This is a genomic window from Streptomyces sp. NBC_00425 (genome assembly GCF_036030735.1).
GTDB lineage: Bacteria > Actinomycetota > Actinomycetes > Streptomycetales > Streptomycetaceae > Streptomyces.
On sequence record NZ_CP107928.1, the window covers coordinates 1,606,738 to 1,623,813 of the forward strand.

The window sequence follows — 17,076 nt, forward strand, 5'->3', positions numbered from 1 at the left end:
TCAGCCCTTCGAGAATCGGGAAGTCGTGTCGGGGGTGCGCTCAGGAGATCCCGAGTTCCTTGTCGATCAGGTCGAACATGTCCTGGTCGGAGGCGCCGACCAGTTCCTCGTCCACGGTCGCGGGGGTGGGTGCGCCGGTGGGCGCCGCCCAGGATTCGAGCAGTCCGCGCAGCGCCTCGGCGAGTTCCGCCCTGCCGGCCGGGTCCGAGGTGGCGCGGTAGGCCGCCTCGATCTCCTTCAGCCGGGGGTCGAGCGCGCTGTCGCCGTCGTCCTCGGGGAAGAGTTCCGCGCCCAGGTGGTCGGCGAGGGCGTTCGGCGTCGGGTGGTCGAAGACGAGCGTCGCCGAGAGCTTTGCGCCGAGTGCGGAACCCAGCCGGTTGCGCAGTTCGACAGCGGTCAGGGAATCGAATCCCATGTCCCGGAAGGCCCGGCCGGGCCTGACGACGTCGGCGGCTCCGGAGCCGAGGACCGCGACGACGTGCGTCCGGACCAGCTCGGCCAGCCGGCGCTTGCGCTTGGCGGCCGGCAACGCGGCCAGTTCGCCACGGAGCCCGTCGGCCGCTGTGCTCGCGTCCGCGGTGCGCCCGGCCGCCCGTTCGGCGTCCTGCGCGGCCGGCAGGGTCTGTACGTCCGGGATCTCGTCGATCAGCGGGCGGTGCCCGTGGGCACAGTAGGCGGGAACGAACCGGTCCCAGCGGATGTCCGCCACGACGACGGTGGTCTCGTCCGCCGCCACCGATTCGCGCAGGGCGCGCACGGCGAGCGCCGGCTCCATCGCGGGCACTCCGCGCCGCGCCAGCTGCTCGCCGACCTCGGCGTCGACCATGCCGCCGCCGGCCCAGGCGCCCCAGGCGATCGAGGTGGCGGGCAGGCCGACGGCGCGGCGCCGTTCGGCGAGCGCGTCGAGGTGGGCGTTGGCCGCCGCGTACGGCCCCTGGCCGCCGTTGCCCCAGACGCCGGCTCCGGAGGAGAAGAGCACGAAGGCGTCCAACGGCTGTGCGCCCAGCAGCTCGTGCAGGTTCTCGGCGCCCACGACCTTGGCGTGCATCAGCTCGACGGCCTCGTCGGCGTCGATCTTCGTGAGCGGCCGCGCCCGGTCGACGGCGCCCGCGGTGTGGACGACCGCGGTCAGGGGAGTCTCTTCCGGGATGCCCCGCATGACCTCGGCGAGCGCGCCGCGGTCGGCCACGTCGCAGGCGACGACGGTCACCCGGCATCCGAGGTCGGTCAGTTCGCGCTCGAGCTCAGCCGCACCGGGCGCGTCGGGACCGCGCCGGCTGGTCAGCACCAGATGCTCCGCGCCCTCGCGGGCGAGATCCCTTGCCACATGGGCGCCGAGCGCCCCGGTGCCTCCGGTGATGAGTACGGAGCCTCGCGGTTGCCACACCGGCGCCTCGACGGAGCCGGCGAGCGGGGCGCGCACCATCCGCCGGACGTGCACCGCCCTCGGCCCGGGCCGGAGCGCGAACTCGCTCTCTCCGCCGGACGCGTCGCCTGCCGCGAGCAGCGCGGGCAGCCGCGACAGCAGTTCGGTGCCGCCGTCCACGGGGAGGTCCACCAGCCCGCCGGACCGCTCGGGATCGTCCAGAGCGGCCACCCGGAGCAGACCCCACACGGCAGCCTGGCCGGCGACCGGCTCGTCCCCTCCGTCGACGGCGACGGCGCCGCGCGTCAGTGACCACAGCCCCGCGTGGATCGCGTTGTCCGCGAGGGCCTGACTCAAGGCCATGGAGCCGAGCAGTCCCCTGGTGACACCCGGGCTGCGCTTGTCCGGTGTGTCGTCCAGGGCCAGCAGCGACAGCACGCCGGCGGGCGCGTCGCCGGGTTTCACCGCGGCCTCCAGCAGTTCGGCGACGACCGTCCGGTCAGCCCGCTCCGGCACGACGACCAGGATGACTCGCGTCGCCTCCTCCAGAACGCGTCGCGCCCGGACCGTCACGTCGTCGTCCGTCCACCGTTCGGGGACGACGAGGAGCCAGGTCCCGTCGAGCGCGGCTCCTTCGGGGAGCTGGTAGGGCCGCCACGCCACCCGGTAACGCCAACTGTCCAGCTTCGCCCGGCCCTGCCGTCCCCGGTGCCACGCCGACAACGCCGGCAGGACATCACCAAGACCCCCGGTCCCCTCCAGCCCGAGCGTGCCCGCCAACCCCTCGACGTCACCCTCCTCCACGATCCGCCAGAACTCCTCCTGCGCCGGATCGACCCCCGCCTGCACCTTCGGCAGGTCCAGCCAGTAGCGGCTGCGCTGGAACGCATACGTCGGCAACTCCACCCGACACGGCGACAACCCCGCGAACACCGGCCCCCAGTCGACCGCCACACCCCCAGCCCACGCCTCACCCAACGACAGGTAGAACCGCTCCAGACCACCCTCACCACGACGCAACGAACCCACCACCACCGCATCCCCACCCACAGCCTCGACCGTCTCACCGATCGGCACCGCCAACACCGGATGCGGACTCATCTCCACAAACGCACCGAACCCCTCCCCCAACAGACGCCGCACCACCGGCTCCAACAACACCGACTGCCGCAGATTCCGGAACCAATACCCCCCATCCGTCACCGCACCCTCAACCCACTCACCCGTCACCGTCGACAAAAACGGCACCGACGGCACCAACGCCGACACCGAACCCAACACCTCAGCCAACTCCCCCTCCAACACATCCACACCAGCCGAATGCGACGCATAATCCACATCGATCCGACGCACCCTCACCCCCAACCCCTCACACAACTCCACCAACTCATCCAACGCACCCACATCACCCGACACCACCGTCGACGACGGACCATTCACCGCCGCCACCGACACCCGACCACCCCAACGACCCACCAACTCCGACACACCACCAGGACCCTCAGCAGCAAGAGCCACCGACACCATCCCCCCACCACCCGCCAACGCCACAATCGCCCGCGACCGCAACGCCACCACCCGCGCACCATCCACCACACTCAACGCACCCGCCACCACCGCAGCAGCAATCTCCCCCTGCGAATGACCCACCACCGCAGCCGGCCGCACACCGAACGACTCCCACAACGCAGCCAACGACACCATCACCGCCCACAACACCGGCTGCACCACATCCACCCGATCCAACCCAGGCGCACCCCCCACCCCCCGCACCACATCCACCAACGACCAATCCACCAACCCCTCCAACGCCACACCACACTCAACAAACCGCGCAGCAAACACCTCCGACACATCCAACAACTCCACCGCCATACCCACCCACTGCGCACCCTGACCCGGAAACACGAACACCGGAGACGCAGCACCACCCACCACAGAACCCGACACCACCCACTCACCCGCCACACCCACCGACCGGCACTCGAACACCGACCGCGAACGCCACAACGACCACGCCACATCCACCACGTCGGCCGCGGTGGACTCCAGGTGCGCGGTCAGCTGCCGGACCTGGGCGGCCAGCGCCGCTTCCGTGCGGGCCGAGGTGAGGAGGGGCACGACCGCCCGGTCGTGCGCCGGGTTGCGCCCGGCCGGCTCGGAGTCGGCGTCCGCGACGTCCTGCGGCGGCGCTTCCAGGACGACGTGGGCGTTCGTCCCGCTGATGCCGAACGACGACACCGCCGCCCGCCGCGGCCGGCCCTCGGTCTCCTCCCACGCACGGGCCTGCGCCAGCAACTCCACCGCACCCGACGACCAGTCGACGATCGGGGAAGGCTGATCGCCTCGCAGCGACTCGGGCAGCGTGGCGTGGCGCATGGCCTGCACCATCTTGATGATCCCGGCCATGCCCGAAGCGGCCTGGGTGTGGCCGATGTTGGACTTCACGGACCCGAGCCACAACGGGCGGTCGCCCTCGCGCTCCTGACCGTAGGTCGCCAGCAGCGCCTGCGCCTCGATCGGGTCGCCCAGCTTCGTCCCCGTGCCGTGCGCCTCCACCACGTCCACATCCGCAGCCGACAGACCCGCGTCCGCCAGCGCCGCACGGATCACCCGCTGCTGCGCAAGACCGTTCGGAGCCGTCAACCCGTTCGACGCACCGTCCTGGTTGATCGCCGAACCCCGCACCACCGCCAGCACCTGATGCCCCAGCGCCCGCGCGTCCGACAACCGCTCCAGCAACAGCACACCCACACCCTCGGACAGGGCGAATCCGTCGGCGTCGGCGGCGAAGGGCTTGCAGCGGCCGTCGGGTGCGAGGGCACGCTGGCGACTGAAGGCGACGAACGCCCCGGGTCCCGACATCACGGTGGCAGCACCGGCCACCGCCAGACGGCACTCACCGGCGCGCAGCGCGCGCACCGCCAGGTGCAGGGCGACCAGGGAGGAGGAGCAGGCCGTGTCGACGGTGACCGCCGGGCCCTCCAGTCCCAGGGCATAGGCGATGCGCCCGGACGCCACACTGGCTGCCGCTCCGGTCGCGAGGTATCCCTCGTTGTCCCCGGAGGCAGCGCGCAGCCGGTCTGCGTATTCCTGGTCGGTCAGGCCGACGTACACGCCGGTCGAGCTGCCCCGCAGTGTCCTGGGGTCGATGCCGGCGCGCTCCAGGGTCTCCCAGGTCGTCTCCAGCAGCAGTCGCTGCTGCGGGTCCATCGCCGTCGCCTCACGCGGCGAGATCCCGAAGAACGCGGCGTCGAACTCGGCCGCGTCGTCGAGGAATCCGCTCTCCCGGACGTAGCTGGTGCCGAGGCGGTCGGGGTCGGGGTCGTAGAGGGCGTCGAGGTCCCAGCCGCGGTCGGTGGGCAGCGGGGACATGACGTCCATGCCGTCGGCCACGAGACGCCACAGGTCCTCGGGGGCGCGCACGCCGCCGGGGAAGCGGCACCCCATCGACACGATCGCGATCGGTTCGTCGGCGGCCGTCGGAGCGACCGCGCCGGCGGTGTCCGTGGCGGGCCGCGCGTCCGCGCGCCTGCCGCCGAAGGCCAGGTCGTCGACGCAGGCGGCGAGCGCGGAGATGCTGGGGTGGTCGAAGACGACGGTGGTGGGCAGCTTCAGGCCGGTGGCACGCTGCAGTCGGTCGCGCAGTGCCACAGCGGTGAGGGAGTCGAGGCCGAGTTCCTTGAAGGCGGCGTCGACGCTGACCGCTTCCGCGTCCGCGTGCCCCAGCGCCCCTGCCACGTGGGCGCCGATCAGGGCGTGCAGTGCGGCGGTCCGCCGCCCGGGCTCGAGATCTGCCATCTCGCGCAGCGCGGCGGAGACGTCGTCGCCCCGGGCGGCCCCGGCAAGCGTTTCCGTCGTCTCGACTCCGGAGGGGGAGAGTTCCGCGAGGAGGGCACTGCCGCGTGCGGAGGTGAAGACCTCCGCGAACCGTCGCCAGTCGACGTCGGCGACCGCGACGACCGTGTCCTCGTGGTCGAGGGCCTGCTGAAGGCCGGTGATCGCGGTGGCCGGCTCGATGACGGGGACGCCGCGACGGCGCAGGTCGTTCTGGACGGATTCGGCGATCATGCCGCCGCCGGCCCAGGGTCCCCAGGCCACGCTGAGCACGGGCGCGCCGTCGGCGCGCCGGCGTTCGGCACGGGCGTCGAGGATCGCGTTCGCGGCGCCGTAGGCGGCGTGGTCGGCGACCCCCCAGGTGCCGGAGATCGAGGAGAAGTAGACGACGGCGTCGAGTTCGGCCGTGTCCAGCACCTCGTCGAGGTGGGCGGCGCCGAGCACCTTGCCGGACAGCGTCGCGGCGAGGTCGTCGACGTCGGTCTCCGTGATCGGGCCGAGGACGCTGACGCCTGCCGCGTGGACGACCGACCGCACCGGACTGCCGCTCCCGGCAAGGCCGTCGACCAGGTCGGCGAGCGCCTGGCGGTCCGCGGTGTCACAGGCGGCGACCGTGATCCGGGTGCCGTGGTCTGCGAGTTCGTCCCGCAGAGCGGCGAGGTGGGAGCCGTCGCCACGACGTCCGGTCAGGACGAGGTGTTCGGCTCCACGGGTGGCCAGCCATCGGGCGACATGGGCGCCGAGCGCGCCGGTTCCCCCGGTGACGAGGACGGTGCCGCGCGGACGCCAGTCACGCGGTGCCGGCTTGCCGAGGGTGGCGGCGTGGACGAGCCGACGGCCGTACGTCCTGCCGTCTCGCAGGGCCACCTGGTCCTCCGCCACGCCTGCCGTGACGGCGTCCAGCAGCAGCCCCGTGAAGCCGTGCGCCCCGGCCTGCGGCAGGTCGACGAGTCCGCCCCAGCGCTTGGGGTGTTCCAGGGCGGCGCTCCGGCCGATGCCCCAGACGCCGGCCTGCTCGGGCGCCGCCGGCCCGTCGTCGTCGCCGACGGCCACGGCGCCTCGGGTCACACACCACAGCGGTGCGTCGATGCCCACGTCGCCGAGGGCCTGCAGGAGTGTGAGGGTGCCGGCGAGCCCGAGCGGTACGGCCGGCTGCCGGGGGTGCGGCCGCTCGTCGAGCGCCAGCAGCGACAGCGCCCCGGCGAACACGTCGGCGGTGGTCAACAGTGCCCCGAGCGCAGCCCGGTCCAGCCGGGCGGCGTCGACGGCGACGACGACAGCACGAGCTCCGCGTGCTTCCAGTTCCGCCCGCACGTCGGTGACCAGGTGGTCGCCTTCCATCGACTCGGGGGCGACGATCAGCCAGGTTCCTCCGGCGGCGGCGGGGGCTGTCGTGGTCAGCGGCCGCCACTCCACGCGGTGCCGCCATCCGTCGACCACTCCTCGCTCGCGGTGTGCGGTGCGCCAGGCGGCGAGAGCCGGCACGACGCTCTCCAGCCCCTCCGCCACACCGAGCGTGCCCGCGAGCCCTTCGAGGTCACCCTCCTCGACGGTCCGCCAGAACTCCTCCTCCACCGGATCCGCACCCACCACAGGCTTCGGCAGGTCCAGCCAGTAGCGGCTGCGCTGGAACGCATACGTCGGCAACTCCACCCGACACGGCGACAACCCCGCGAACACCGGCCCCCAGTCGACCGCCACACCCCCAGCCCACGCCTCACCCAACGACAGGTAGAACCGCTCCAGACCACCCTCACCACGACGCAACGAACCCACCACCACCGCATCCCCACCCACAGCCTCGACCGTCTCACCGATCGGCACCGCCAACACCGGATGCGGACTCATCTCCACAAACGCACCGAACCCCTCCCCCACCAGACGCCGCACCACCGGCTCCAACAACACCGACTGCCGCAGATTCCGGAACCAATACCCCCATCCGTCACCGCACCCTCAACCCACTCACCCGTCACCGTCGACAAGAACGGCACCGACGGCACCAACGCCGACACCGAACCCAACACCTCAGCCAACTCCCCCTCCAACACATCCACACCAGCCGAATGCGACGCATAATCCACATCGATCCGACGCACCCTCACCCCCAACCCCTCACACAACTCCACCAACTCATCCAACGCACCCACATCACCCGACACCACCGTCGACGACGGACCATTCACCGCCGCCACCGACACCCGACCACCCCAACGACCCACCAACTCCGACACACCACCAGGACCCTCAGCAGCAAGAGCCACCGACACCATCCCCCCACCACCCGCCAACGCCACAATCGCCCGCGACCGCAACGCCACCACCCGCGCACCATCCACCACACTCAACGCACCCGCCACCACCGCAGCAGCAATCTCCCCCTGCGAATGACCCACCACCGCAGCCGGCCGCACACCGAACGACTCCCACAACGCAGCCAACGACACCATCACCGCCCACAACACCGGCTGCACCACATCCACCCGATCCAACCCAGGCGCACCCCCCACCCCCCGCACCACATCCACCAACGACCAATCCACCAACCCCTCCAACGCCACACCACACTCAACAAACCGCGCAGCAAACACCTCCGACACATCCAACAACTCCACCGCCATACCCACCCACTGCGCACCCTGACCCGGAAACACGAACACCGGAGACGCAGCACCACCCACCACAGAACCCGACACCACCCACTCACCCGCCACACCCACCGACCGGCACTCGAACACCGACCGCGAACGCCACAACGACCACGCCACATCCACCGCGTCGAGGGAGCTGGACTCGGCGGTGAACTTCGTGAGCCGGGCCTCCTGCTCCGCGAGCGCGGACGGAGTGCGGGCGGAGACGAGCCAGGGCAGTGCGACCTCACGGGCAGGCGCGCCCGCGACCGAGTGAGCGAGCTCGGTCGCAGCCGGCTCCGTCCCCGCCGGTTCAAGCACGGCCGGTTCGGTCACGGCCGGTTCGGTCACGCCTTCGAGGACGACGTGGGCGTTGGTGCCGCTGATGCCGAACGACGACACCGCCGCCCGCCGCGGCCGGCCCTCGGTCTCCTCCCACGCACGGGCCTGCGCCAGCAGCTCCACCGCACCCGACGACCAGTCGACGAGCGGCGACGGGGTCCCGGCGTAAAGGGACTTGGGCAGCACCGCTGCCCTCATGGCCTGCACCATCTTGATCACGCCACCGACGCCGGCCGCCGCCTGCGCGTGGCCGATGTTCGACTTGAGGGACCCGAGCCACAACGGGCGGTCGCCCTGGCGCTCCTGACCGTAGGTCGCCAGCAGCGCCTGCGCCTCGATCGGGTCGCCCAGCTTCGTCCCCGTGCCGTGCGCCTCCACCACGTCCACATCCGCAGCCGACAGACCCGCGTCCGCCAGCGCCGCACGGATCACCCGCTGCTGCGCAAGACCGTTCGGAGCCGTCAACCCGTTCGACGCACCGTCCTGATTGATCGCCGAACCCCGCACCACCGCCAGCACCTGATGCCCCAGCGCCCGCGCGTCCGACAACCGCTCCAGCAACAGCACACCCACACCCTCGGCCCAGTTGGTGCCGTCGGCGCCGGCCGCGAAGGGCTTGCAGCGGCCGTCGGCGGCCAGGCCGCGCTGACGGCTGAACTCGACGAACATGCCGGGGCCGGACATCACGGTGGCGCCGGCGGCGAGGGCCAGTGAGCACTCTCCGGAGCGCAGCGCGCGCACCGCCAGGTGCAGGGCGACCAGGGAGGAGGAGCAGGCCGTGTCGACGGTGACCGCCGGGCCCTCCAGTCCCAGGGCATAGGCGATGCGCCCGGACGCCACACTGGCCGTCGTGCCCGTGAGGAGGTGGCCCTCGACGGCTTCACCGGCCTCGTGGAGGCGGGGGCCGTACTCGGGCGCGGTGACTCCGACGAAGACGCCGGTGGCAGTGGCGTGCAGAGCGCGGGGGTCGAGTCCTGCCCGTTCGATCGTCTCCCAGGAGGTTTCCAGGAGAAGTCGCTGCTGCGGGTCCATCGCCGTCGCCTCACGCGGGGAGATCCCGAAGAAGGCGGCGTCGAAGTCGGCCGCGCCCTCCAGGAACCCGCCCTCGCGCACATAGGTGGTGCCGGTGCGGTCGGGGTCGGGGTCGTAGAGGGCCTCGACGTCCCAGCCGCGATCGGTGGGGAACGCGGTGACGGCATCGGTCTCGTCGCGGACCAGGCGCCACAGATCCTCGGGGGCGCGGACGCCGCCCGGGAAGCGGCACCCCATCGACACGATCGCGATCGGTTCGTCGGCGAGCGCGTGGAGATCGCGTGAGGCGGCTTCGGTGGAGGCGGGGGCCGAGGCGCTCAGGCTCTCGGCGAGCCGGGCGGGCGTGGGGTACTCGTAGACGGCGGTCGTCGCGAGGGTGAGGCCGCCGACGGAGTTGATCCGGTCGCGCAGCTCGACGGCGGTGACGGAGTCGATGCCGAGCTCTTTGAAGGTCCGCTGGGGGTCGACCAGGGCCTGGTCCGGGTAGCCGAGGACGACCGCGGTGCACTCGCGGACGAGGCGGAGCGCGTCACCGCTGCCGAGTCCGGAGCCCGCCTCGTCGTCGGAGGCGGTCGCCGTGGTGGTGGTCACGGGGGCGTCGGCGGCGGGTGCCGTCGCGGTGGCCGTCGGCGTGTTCGCGGCGTTGTCGGAGTCGCCGGTGACCCAGTGGCGTCGGCGCTGGAAGGCGTAGGTGGGCAGATCGCAACGCCGGGGCGCCAGACCGGTGAAGACGGGGGTCCAGTCGACGTCGGCGCCGTGGCTCCACAGGACTCCGAGAGAGGTCTGGAACCGGGCGGCTCCACCCTGGCCCCTGCGCAGGGTTCCGGTGACGACCGCCTGCCGGGGGCCGGTCGCGGCCTCGACGGTCTCCTTGACCGGGGCGATGAGCACGGGATGCGGGCTGACCTCGACGAAAGCGCCGTGACCTGCGAGCGCCAGGGCACGCACGGCCGGTTCCAGGAGGACGGGGTTGCGGAGGTTGTCGTACCAGTACCTGGCGTCGGTGACCGGGCCTTCGAGCCAGTCTCCGGTGACGGTGGACAGGAAGGGCACGTCCGGCCGGCGCGGGGTGATCCCCGCGAGGAGGTCGAGCATCTGCTCGCGCGCCGGGTTCACGTGCGGCGAATGGGAGGCGTAGTCGATTCCGACGCGGCCGGCACGGATGTTCTCGCGCTCCGCGGTGGCGAGGATGTCGTCGACGGTCTCGATGTCGGCGGAGACGACCGTGGAGGCGGGGCCGTTGAGGGCGGCGACGGTGACGCGATCGTCCCATTTCGCGGTGAATCGGCGGGCGGCGTCCTCGGACAGGGCGAGCGCGACCATTCCGCTGCGGCCCTCGAGCGGAACGAGGATCTTGCTGCGCAGCGCGACGACCAGGGCGGCGTCCTCCAGGCTGAGGGCTCCGGCCACGCAGGCGGCGGCGATCTCGCCCTGTGAGTGTCCGACGACGGCGGCGGGCCGGACGCCGTACGACTGCCACAGGGCGGCCAGGGACACCATGACGGCCCAGAGCACGGGCTGCACGACGTCGGACCGGTCCAGGGGCGGAGCGTCGGCGTCGCCGCGCAGCACGGCGGCGAGATCCCATGCGACGTGCGGAGCCAGTGCCCGGCCGCACTCGGTGAGGCGTGCCGCGAAGACGGGTGAGGACGCGAGGAGTTCGGCGGCCATGCCGGCCCACTGGCTCCCCTGGCCGGGGAAGACGAACACGGGCCGGTTCACGTCGCCGTCGAGGGGGTGGGACGGGGCCGCTGCGGTGATGCCGCTGAGCAGGCCGGCGGTGTCCGAGCCCACGGCGAGGGCCCGGTGCGCGAGTGGGGTGCGGGTGGTCAGCAGGGACCACGCGATGTCGACGGGGTCGGTGTCGGTGTCGCGGACGTGTGCGGTGAGGCGGTCCGTCTGGAGGCGGAGCGCGCCAGGGGTGGCGGCGGACAGCAGCCAGGGCACGGTGGCCGGGGTGGTGCGCGGCTGCCGCAGGCCCTCTTCGGCCGCGGGGGCTTCTTCGAGGACGAGGTGGACGTTGGTGCCGCCCATGCCGAAGGAGGAGACTCCGGCGCGCAGCGGGTCGCCGGCGACGGCCGGGGCCCAGGCGGTGGTGTCGCGTTGGACGCGCAGGCCGAGGCCGTCGAGGTCGATGGCGGGGTTCGGCTCGTCGTGGTTCAGGCTGGGCACGAGTCGACGGTGGGACAGGCAGAGCACCGTCTTGAGCAGTCCCGCGATGCCGGCGGCGCCTTCCAGGTGGCCGATGTTGGTCTTCACGGAGCCGACGGCCAGCGGGGCGCTTCGTCCGTCGGCGGTGCCGAGCACCGCGCCGAGGGCGGCGGCCTCGACGGGGTCGCCGACGCGGGTTCCGGTGCCGTGGAGTTCGACGTAGCCGATGCCGGCGGGGTCGACCCCGGCGCGCCGGCACGCGGTGCGCAGGACGGCCGCTTGAGCGTCGGCGTCCGGAGTGGTGATGCTGGTTCCGGCGCCGTCGTTGTTCAGGGCGCCGCCGCGGATGACGGCGTGGATGCGGTCGCCGTCGGCGACGGCGCGTGAGAGCAGCTTCAGCACGACGATGCCGCCGCCTTCGCCGCGTACGTAGCCGTTGGCGCGGGCGTCGAAGGTGTGGCAGGCGCCGTCCGGGGAGAGCGCCCCGAACTGGGCCGCGGCCAGGGAGCTTCGCGGACCGAGGTTGAGGTGCACTCCGCCGGCGAGGGCGAGGTCGCAGTCACCGAGCCGGAGGCTGTCGCAGGCGAGCTGGACGGCGACCAGGGAGGACGACTGAGCGCTGTCGACGGTCACGCTGGGGCCGCTGACGCCGAGCGCGTAGGACAGCCGGTTGGCGATGAGGGAGCGGTGGAGGCCGGTGAGCGTGTGGTGTCCGGTTCCCTGTCCGGCGTCGCGGACGACGTCGGCGTAGTCGCATCCGTCGACGCCCAGGTAGACCGCCACATCGCGCAGGGTGGCGGTGACCGGGACGCGGGCGTGCTCCAGGGCCTCCCAGCCCAGTTCGAGAGCGAGGCGGGCCTGCGGGTCCATGGCGTCGGCCTCGCGGGGCGAGATGCCGAAGAACGCGGCGTCGAAGTCGGCGGGTGCGCTGACGTAGCCGCCGCGCAGGGGTGCGGTGCCACCGTGCGGGGTGGGCCAGCCCTGGGCGGGTGCGCCCGTGCGCCGGTCCTGCGGAGTGTCGGTGACGGCGCTGCGGCCCGCGGCCAGCAGCTCCCAGTAGGCGGCCGGATCGTCGGCGCCCGGGAGCCGGCACGCGAGGCCGACCACGGCCACGGGCTCGTGACCCGGAGCGGTGTTTCGGACGGCGGTGGGCACCGGCTGGTTCATCGATGGCACTCCAAAACCGGGGGCGGGAGGCTGGGGGTGGCTCACACATTCGCACGCGGACAGGGGCTGTCCGGCGATCCGGGGAAACGCTCTAGGGGAATCTCTAGGCACGTCGTGGGCCTTGCCCGCTCGGTCGCCCGGGCAGGTCGCGGCCACTGCCGCCGGACGCGGTGGCGGGCCATAGCCAGTGGCGGGGCCCGCCGCAAGGGGCCGCGGTCTAGGCGAATGCTCGAATACGAACGGGCACTCTGTGGGGGCGGATCGGGCTGCGCGTCCCTCGGCGCGGGTGCGCGCGCCGGCGCCCGCCCTGGTTGATCACGCGAACGGTCGCACTCCCCGGTCGAGAGAAGGGCTGATTGATGACTCCGACAATCGCGCCTGCGGCGTCGCACGGCGAGGAGGCCCACACGTTGGCGGCTCTGGCGGTCTCCGCGGCGACCGTCGACGGCGGTGTGCTGAGCGACGTGGAACTCGAGGCGTGGCTGGAGGACAGGCGTCGCGCGCAGCCGCAGCAGGTGGAACGGGTGCCGTTCGCGGGGCTGGCCGGCTGGCGGTTCGAGGAGGGGACCGGCGATCTGCGGCACGCGAGCGGTGGCTTCTTCTCGGTGCACGGGCTGCGGGTCCACTCGGACTTCGGTCCGGTGCCGGCGTGGGAGCAGCCGATCGTCGATCAGCCCGAGATCGGCATCCTGGGGATCGCCATACGGGACTTCGGGGGGATACCTCACCTGCTGATGCAGGCGAAGTCGGAGCCGGGCAACGTGAACGGGATGCAGTTGTCGCCGACCGTCCAGGCTACGAAGAGCAACTACAGGCGGGTGCACGGCGGTTCGGCCGTCCGGTACCTGGACTGTTTCCGCAGTCCCGAGCCGGGTGCGGTGGTGGCCGACGTCCTCCAGTCGGAGCAGGGTTCGTGGTTCCTCCGCAAGAGGAACCGCAACATGATCGTGCGGGTCGGTCCTGAGGTGGAGGCGGGCGAGGACTTCGCCTGGCTGACTCTGCGTCAGGTGAACATGCTGCTCGGGCAGGACAACGTCGTGAACATGGACGCCCGGACGGTCCTGTCGTGCCTGCCCGACTGGCGGGCGGACGCCTCCGCCCTGGCCGGATCGCTGCACTCGGACGCCGAGATACGCAGTTGGATCACTCGGCGACGCGCGGAGCACGACGTGAGCGTGGCTTCCATCGGACTGGCGGACACACAGGGCTGGCGGCACGATCCGCACACGGTGTCCCATGTGCGCGGACACCACTTCAGCGTGGTGGCCGTGGACGTCGTCTCGGGCCGCCGTGAAGTGGCGGCGTGGTCGCAGCCGCTGATCGAGCCGCACGGGACGGGCATCGCGGCCCTGTTCGTGCGCCGGGTCGACGGCGTACGCCACGTGCTGCTGCGGGCGCGCGCCGAGGCCGGCTTCCTGACAGTGGTCGAGCTGGGGCCGACGGTGCAGTGCACGATCCAGAACTACTCGCACCTGCCGCGCGCATCGTGGCCGCCCTACCTGGACGAGGTGCAGAACCGTCGCGGCAGTGCCGTGTACGACGTGCTGCTGTCGGAGGAGGGCGGGCGGTTCCTCAACGCCCAGAGCCACTACGTGATCATCGAGATCGAGGACGAGACGCCTCTGGAATCGGACGAGTTCCGCTGGGTGTCGCTGCGGCAGGTCGACGAACTGCTGCGCTACAGCCACAACTTGAGCGTTCAGGCACGTACGCTGGTCACCGCGCTGAGGTCGCTGTGACGGCCCCGGCGGCGCGGCCGCTGCGCCTGGGCGTGATCGGTACCTCGTCGATGGCCGAGCGGCGGGTTCTGCCCACGGTGACCCGCATGCCGGAGTGGGAGCTGGTCGCCGTCGCCGGACGCGCGGCGAAGAAGGCGGCACGCTTCGCGCAACAGTTCGACTGCGCGGCCGAGGAGGACGCCGAGTCACTGCTGGAGCGCACGGACGTGGACGCGGTGTACGTGTCGACCCCGACGGCCCTGCACCGCCACTGGACCGAGACGGCACTGCAAGCGGGCAAGCACGTGCTGGTGGAGAAGCCGATCGGGGTCGACGCCGCCGAAGCGCGTTCCCAGTGCGCGCTGGCGGCGGAACGCGGACTGGCGCTGCGGGAGAACTTCATGTTCCTGCACCATCCGCAACACGCCAGGGTGCGGGAACTGGTGGCCGACGGCCGCGTGGGCCGGCCGGCCTCCTTCCGTGCCGCGTTCTGCATTCCGCCGCTGCCGCAGGACGACATCCGCTACGACGCCCGGCTGGGCGGCGGCGCGCTGCTCGACGTCGGCGTGTACCCGCTGCGGGCCGCCGTGCACCTGCTCGGGCCGGGACTGGAGGTGGCCGGGGCGACGTTGCGCACCCGCGCCTCTGACGGCCTAGACCTGTCGGGGCAGGTACTGCTCACCTCACCGTCGGGGGTGCTGGCCGAGTTGGCGTTCGGCTTCGAGCACGCCTACGCGTCGACGTACACGGTGTGGGGCGACCGGGCCCGGTTGACGGTGACCCGGGCGTTCACCCCGCCGGCCACCCACCAGCCGCTGCTCGTCATCGAGGAACAGGACCGCGAGGAGCGGCTGGTCCTGCCCGCCGCCGACCAGCTGGCGCTCCTGCTGGCGGAGTTCGCGCGAGCAGGCCGCTCGGGCGGCGGCGACACCCGGCAACTCATGGACTCGGTCGCCACGATGGAGCTCGTCGACGCCGTCCGCAGGACGGCTCGACGGACGCCGGTGTGCTGACTGCCGACTTATCTCAACGAGGCAACGAACCTCCGAACTCTAGGAAAATCACGATCAAGACCCGGTTAATCTGAAGTCATGACGGCCAGAACAGCCAAGGCGCAGACCAGGACTTTCACGCAGAATGCGCGGCGGGCGCAGATAGTGCAGGCGGCTATCGAAACGCTCGCCGAATCCGGTTACACAAAGGCGTCGTTCAGCAGAATCTCGCAGCAGGCCGAACTCTGCAGTACGGGAATGATCTCGTACCACTTCTCCGGCAAGCCCGAGCTTTTCGCGGAAGCCGCCCGCGTCATCCTCGAGATGGCCGAAAAAGTGGCCGGCATACGTATGGGCGACGAGCGGACGTACCGCGGCAAGCTGAGCGCGTACATCACGTCGAACTTCGACTTCATCACGCGCTATCCGATGCACACCCAGGCGCTCACCGAGATCGTCAAAATGATCCGGGACCGGCAGATCACCGGCCTGGAGGACGTCGAACGCAGCATCATGTCCGTGGACCGGCTCGCCGATCTGCTCGAAAAGGGCTGTGAAGCAGGGGAGTTCGCCGACTTCGACTGCCTCACCATGGCCGTGGCCATCCGTGGCGCGATCGATGCCGTCCTGCGCCGCCATCTGTCCCAGGCGGCGATGGACCTGGACCTGTGCGCTCGCGAACTGACGGTCGCGTTCGACCGCTGCACGACGCCCGTGTGAGACCAAGTTCGGCCGGCATGCCCAAGGCCACGACTCCGGAGCACATCTCATGACCTCCCCCACACCCCGCCCTGAGTCCACGACGCCCACGTCCGCACAGTCCGCGACGGCATCCACCACCACATCCGGGAGCCCCTCTCCACCCTGGGCCTTCTTGGTCACCGTCGTCTGCGACATCGTGCTGCCCGTGGGGCTCTATTACCTGTTACGTGCATACGGAGCGGGTGAGATCACCGCCCTGCTGCTCAGCGGTTCGGCGCCCGCTCTGCACACGCTCCACTCCGCGATACGCCATCGACGACTGGACGCGATCGGGATCTTCACCCTCGCACTGCTCGCGGTGAGCGCGGTGGCTTCGCTGCTGACCTCGGACCCGCGCATCGCTCTGGCCCGCAACGGCCTGTTCACCGCGCTGGCCGGAATCTGGCTGCTGGTCACCCTGTTCACCGGGCGCCCGTTCACCTACCAGGCACTGCGCACCCTCCTGCCCCAGAAGACCACGACGCTGGAGCGGTTGTGGGCGTCCGACGCGTCGTTCCGGCGTGTGTGGCGCGGCTTGACGGTGCTGTGGGGCGTCGGCCTGCTGGGCGACGCCCTGCTTCGGCTCCTCATGGCCTACACCTTGCCCGTCGACAGCGTCCCCGCGCTGGACGGCGTCCTGTACGCGGTCTCGTGGATCTTCCTCCAGGTGATCACTCAGGTCGTACTGGTCCGCACCCGCACACTCACCAAGATCTTCGGCAACCTCGGACCCCGCCGCGCCTTCGCGACGACGACCCAGCAGGACGAGGCGAGCGACTGATCGGCATCGCCCCCGCACCACCGGACAGTGGCTGACCGACATCGGCCTCCGACCGTGACCGGCTTCGGCTTCGGCTTCGGGGCCGACCGAAGCCGTCAGCTGCCCACGGGGCCGGTGCAGCTGCCCGGGTGGGTGTCGCCGCCCTGGAGCAGAACGCTGCCGCCCGGCCAGGTGAGGGTCATCGGGGTGGTCTCGTTGGGCGGGGTCACGACGACGGTGGTCGCCTTCAACTCCTGGCCCGAGCCCGCCGTCCACGGCTGGTAGGTGAGGGTGAACTGCGTGCCGGCGCCGGACGCGAGGGTCACAGTCGACACACTTC

7 protein-coding genes are annotated in these 17,076 nt (G+C 71.5%); 4 read left to right on the forward strand and 3 right to left on the reverse strand.

Annotated features, from left to right (window positions below):
- Positions 1-40 precede the first annotated feature (40 nt).
- Complete coding sequence (locus tag OHS82_RS06610; protein WP_328433485.1) at positions 41-7,051, reverse strand: type I polyketide synthase; 7,011 nt, start codon at positions 7,049-7,051, stop codon at positions 41-43.
- Positions 7,048-12,525, reverse strand: a complete 5,478-nt coding sequence (locus tag OHS82_RS06615; RefSeq protein WP_328433486.1) for a type I polyketide synthase — start codon at positions 12,523-12,525, stop codon at positions 7,048-7,050. The genes OHS82_RS06610 and OHS82_RS06615 overlap by 4 nt, the downstream gene beginning before the upstream one ends.
- 359 nt (positions 12,526-12,884) lie before the next feature.
- Here OHS82_RS06615 and OHS82_RS06620 point away from each other — a divergent pair, with 359 nt between their 5' ends.
- The 4 genes from OHS82_RS06620 (at position 12,885) to OHS82_RS06635 (ending at position 16,757) form a co-directional block, all read left to right on the forward strand.
- Complete coding sequence (locus OHS82_RS06620) at positions 12,885-14,264, forward strand: NDP-hexose 2,3-dehydratase family protein (RefSeq protein WP_057580942.1); 1,380 nt, start codon at positions 12,885-12,887, stop codon at positions 14,262-14,264.
- The gene (locus tag OHS82_RS06625; protein ID WP_242433240.1) at positions 14,261-15,256 is read left to right on the forward strand and encodes a Gfo/Idh/MocA family protein; all 996 of its coding nucleotides are present in this window, start codon (positions 14,261-14,263) and stop codon (positions 15,254-15,256) included. The genes OHS82_RS06620 and OHS82_RS06625 overlap by 4 nt, the downstream gene beginning before the upstream one ends.
- A 78-nt stretch (positions 15,257-15,334) precedes the next feature.
- Positions 15,335-15,955, forward strand: coding sequence for a TetR/AcrR family transcriptional regulator (locus OHS82_RS06630; RefSeq protein ID WP_063894287.1), 621 nt, complete (start codon positions 15,335-15,337; stop codon positions 15,953-15,955).
- 154 nt (positions 15,956-16,109) lie between these two features.
- Positions 16,110-16,757, forward strand: coding sequence for a VC0807 family protein (locus tag OHS82_RS06635; RefSeq protein WP_199863843.1), 648 nt, complete (start codon positions 16,110-16,112; stop codon positions 16,755-16,757).
- A gap of 95 nt (positions 16,758-16,852) precedes the next feature.
- Here OHS82_RS06635 and OHS82_RS06640 read toward each other — a convergent pair whose 3' ends face one another.
- Positions 16,853-17,071, reverse strand: a complete 219-nt coding sequence (locus tag OHS82_RS06640) for a DUF4232 domain-containing protein (RefSeq protein ID WP_107105277.1) — start codon at positions 17,069-17,071, stop codon at positions 16,853-16,855.
- Positions 17,072-17,076 lie beyond the last annotated feature (5 nt).

Coding starts and splice junctions, on each gene's coding strand:
- OHS82_RS06610 (WP_328433485.1), bottom strand. CDS start 7,051: ATGAGTCCGCATCCGGTGTTGGCGGTGCCGATCGGTGAGACGGTCGAG.
- OHS82_RS06615 (WP_328433486.1), bottom strand. CDS start 12,525: ATGAACCAGCCGGTGCCCACCGCCGTCCGAAACACCGCTCCGGGTCAC.
- OHS82_RS06620 (WP_057580942.1), top strand. CDS start 12,885: ATGACTCCGACAATCGCGCCTGCGGCGTCGCACGGCGAGGAGGCCCAC.
- OHS82_RS06630 (WP_063894287.1), top strand. CDS start 15,335: ATGACGGCCAGAACAGCCAAGGCGCAGACCAGGACTTTCACGCAGAAT.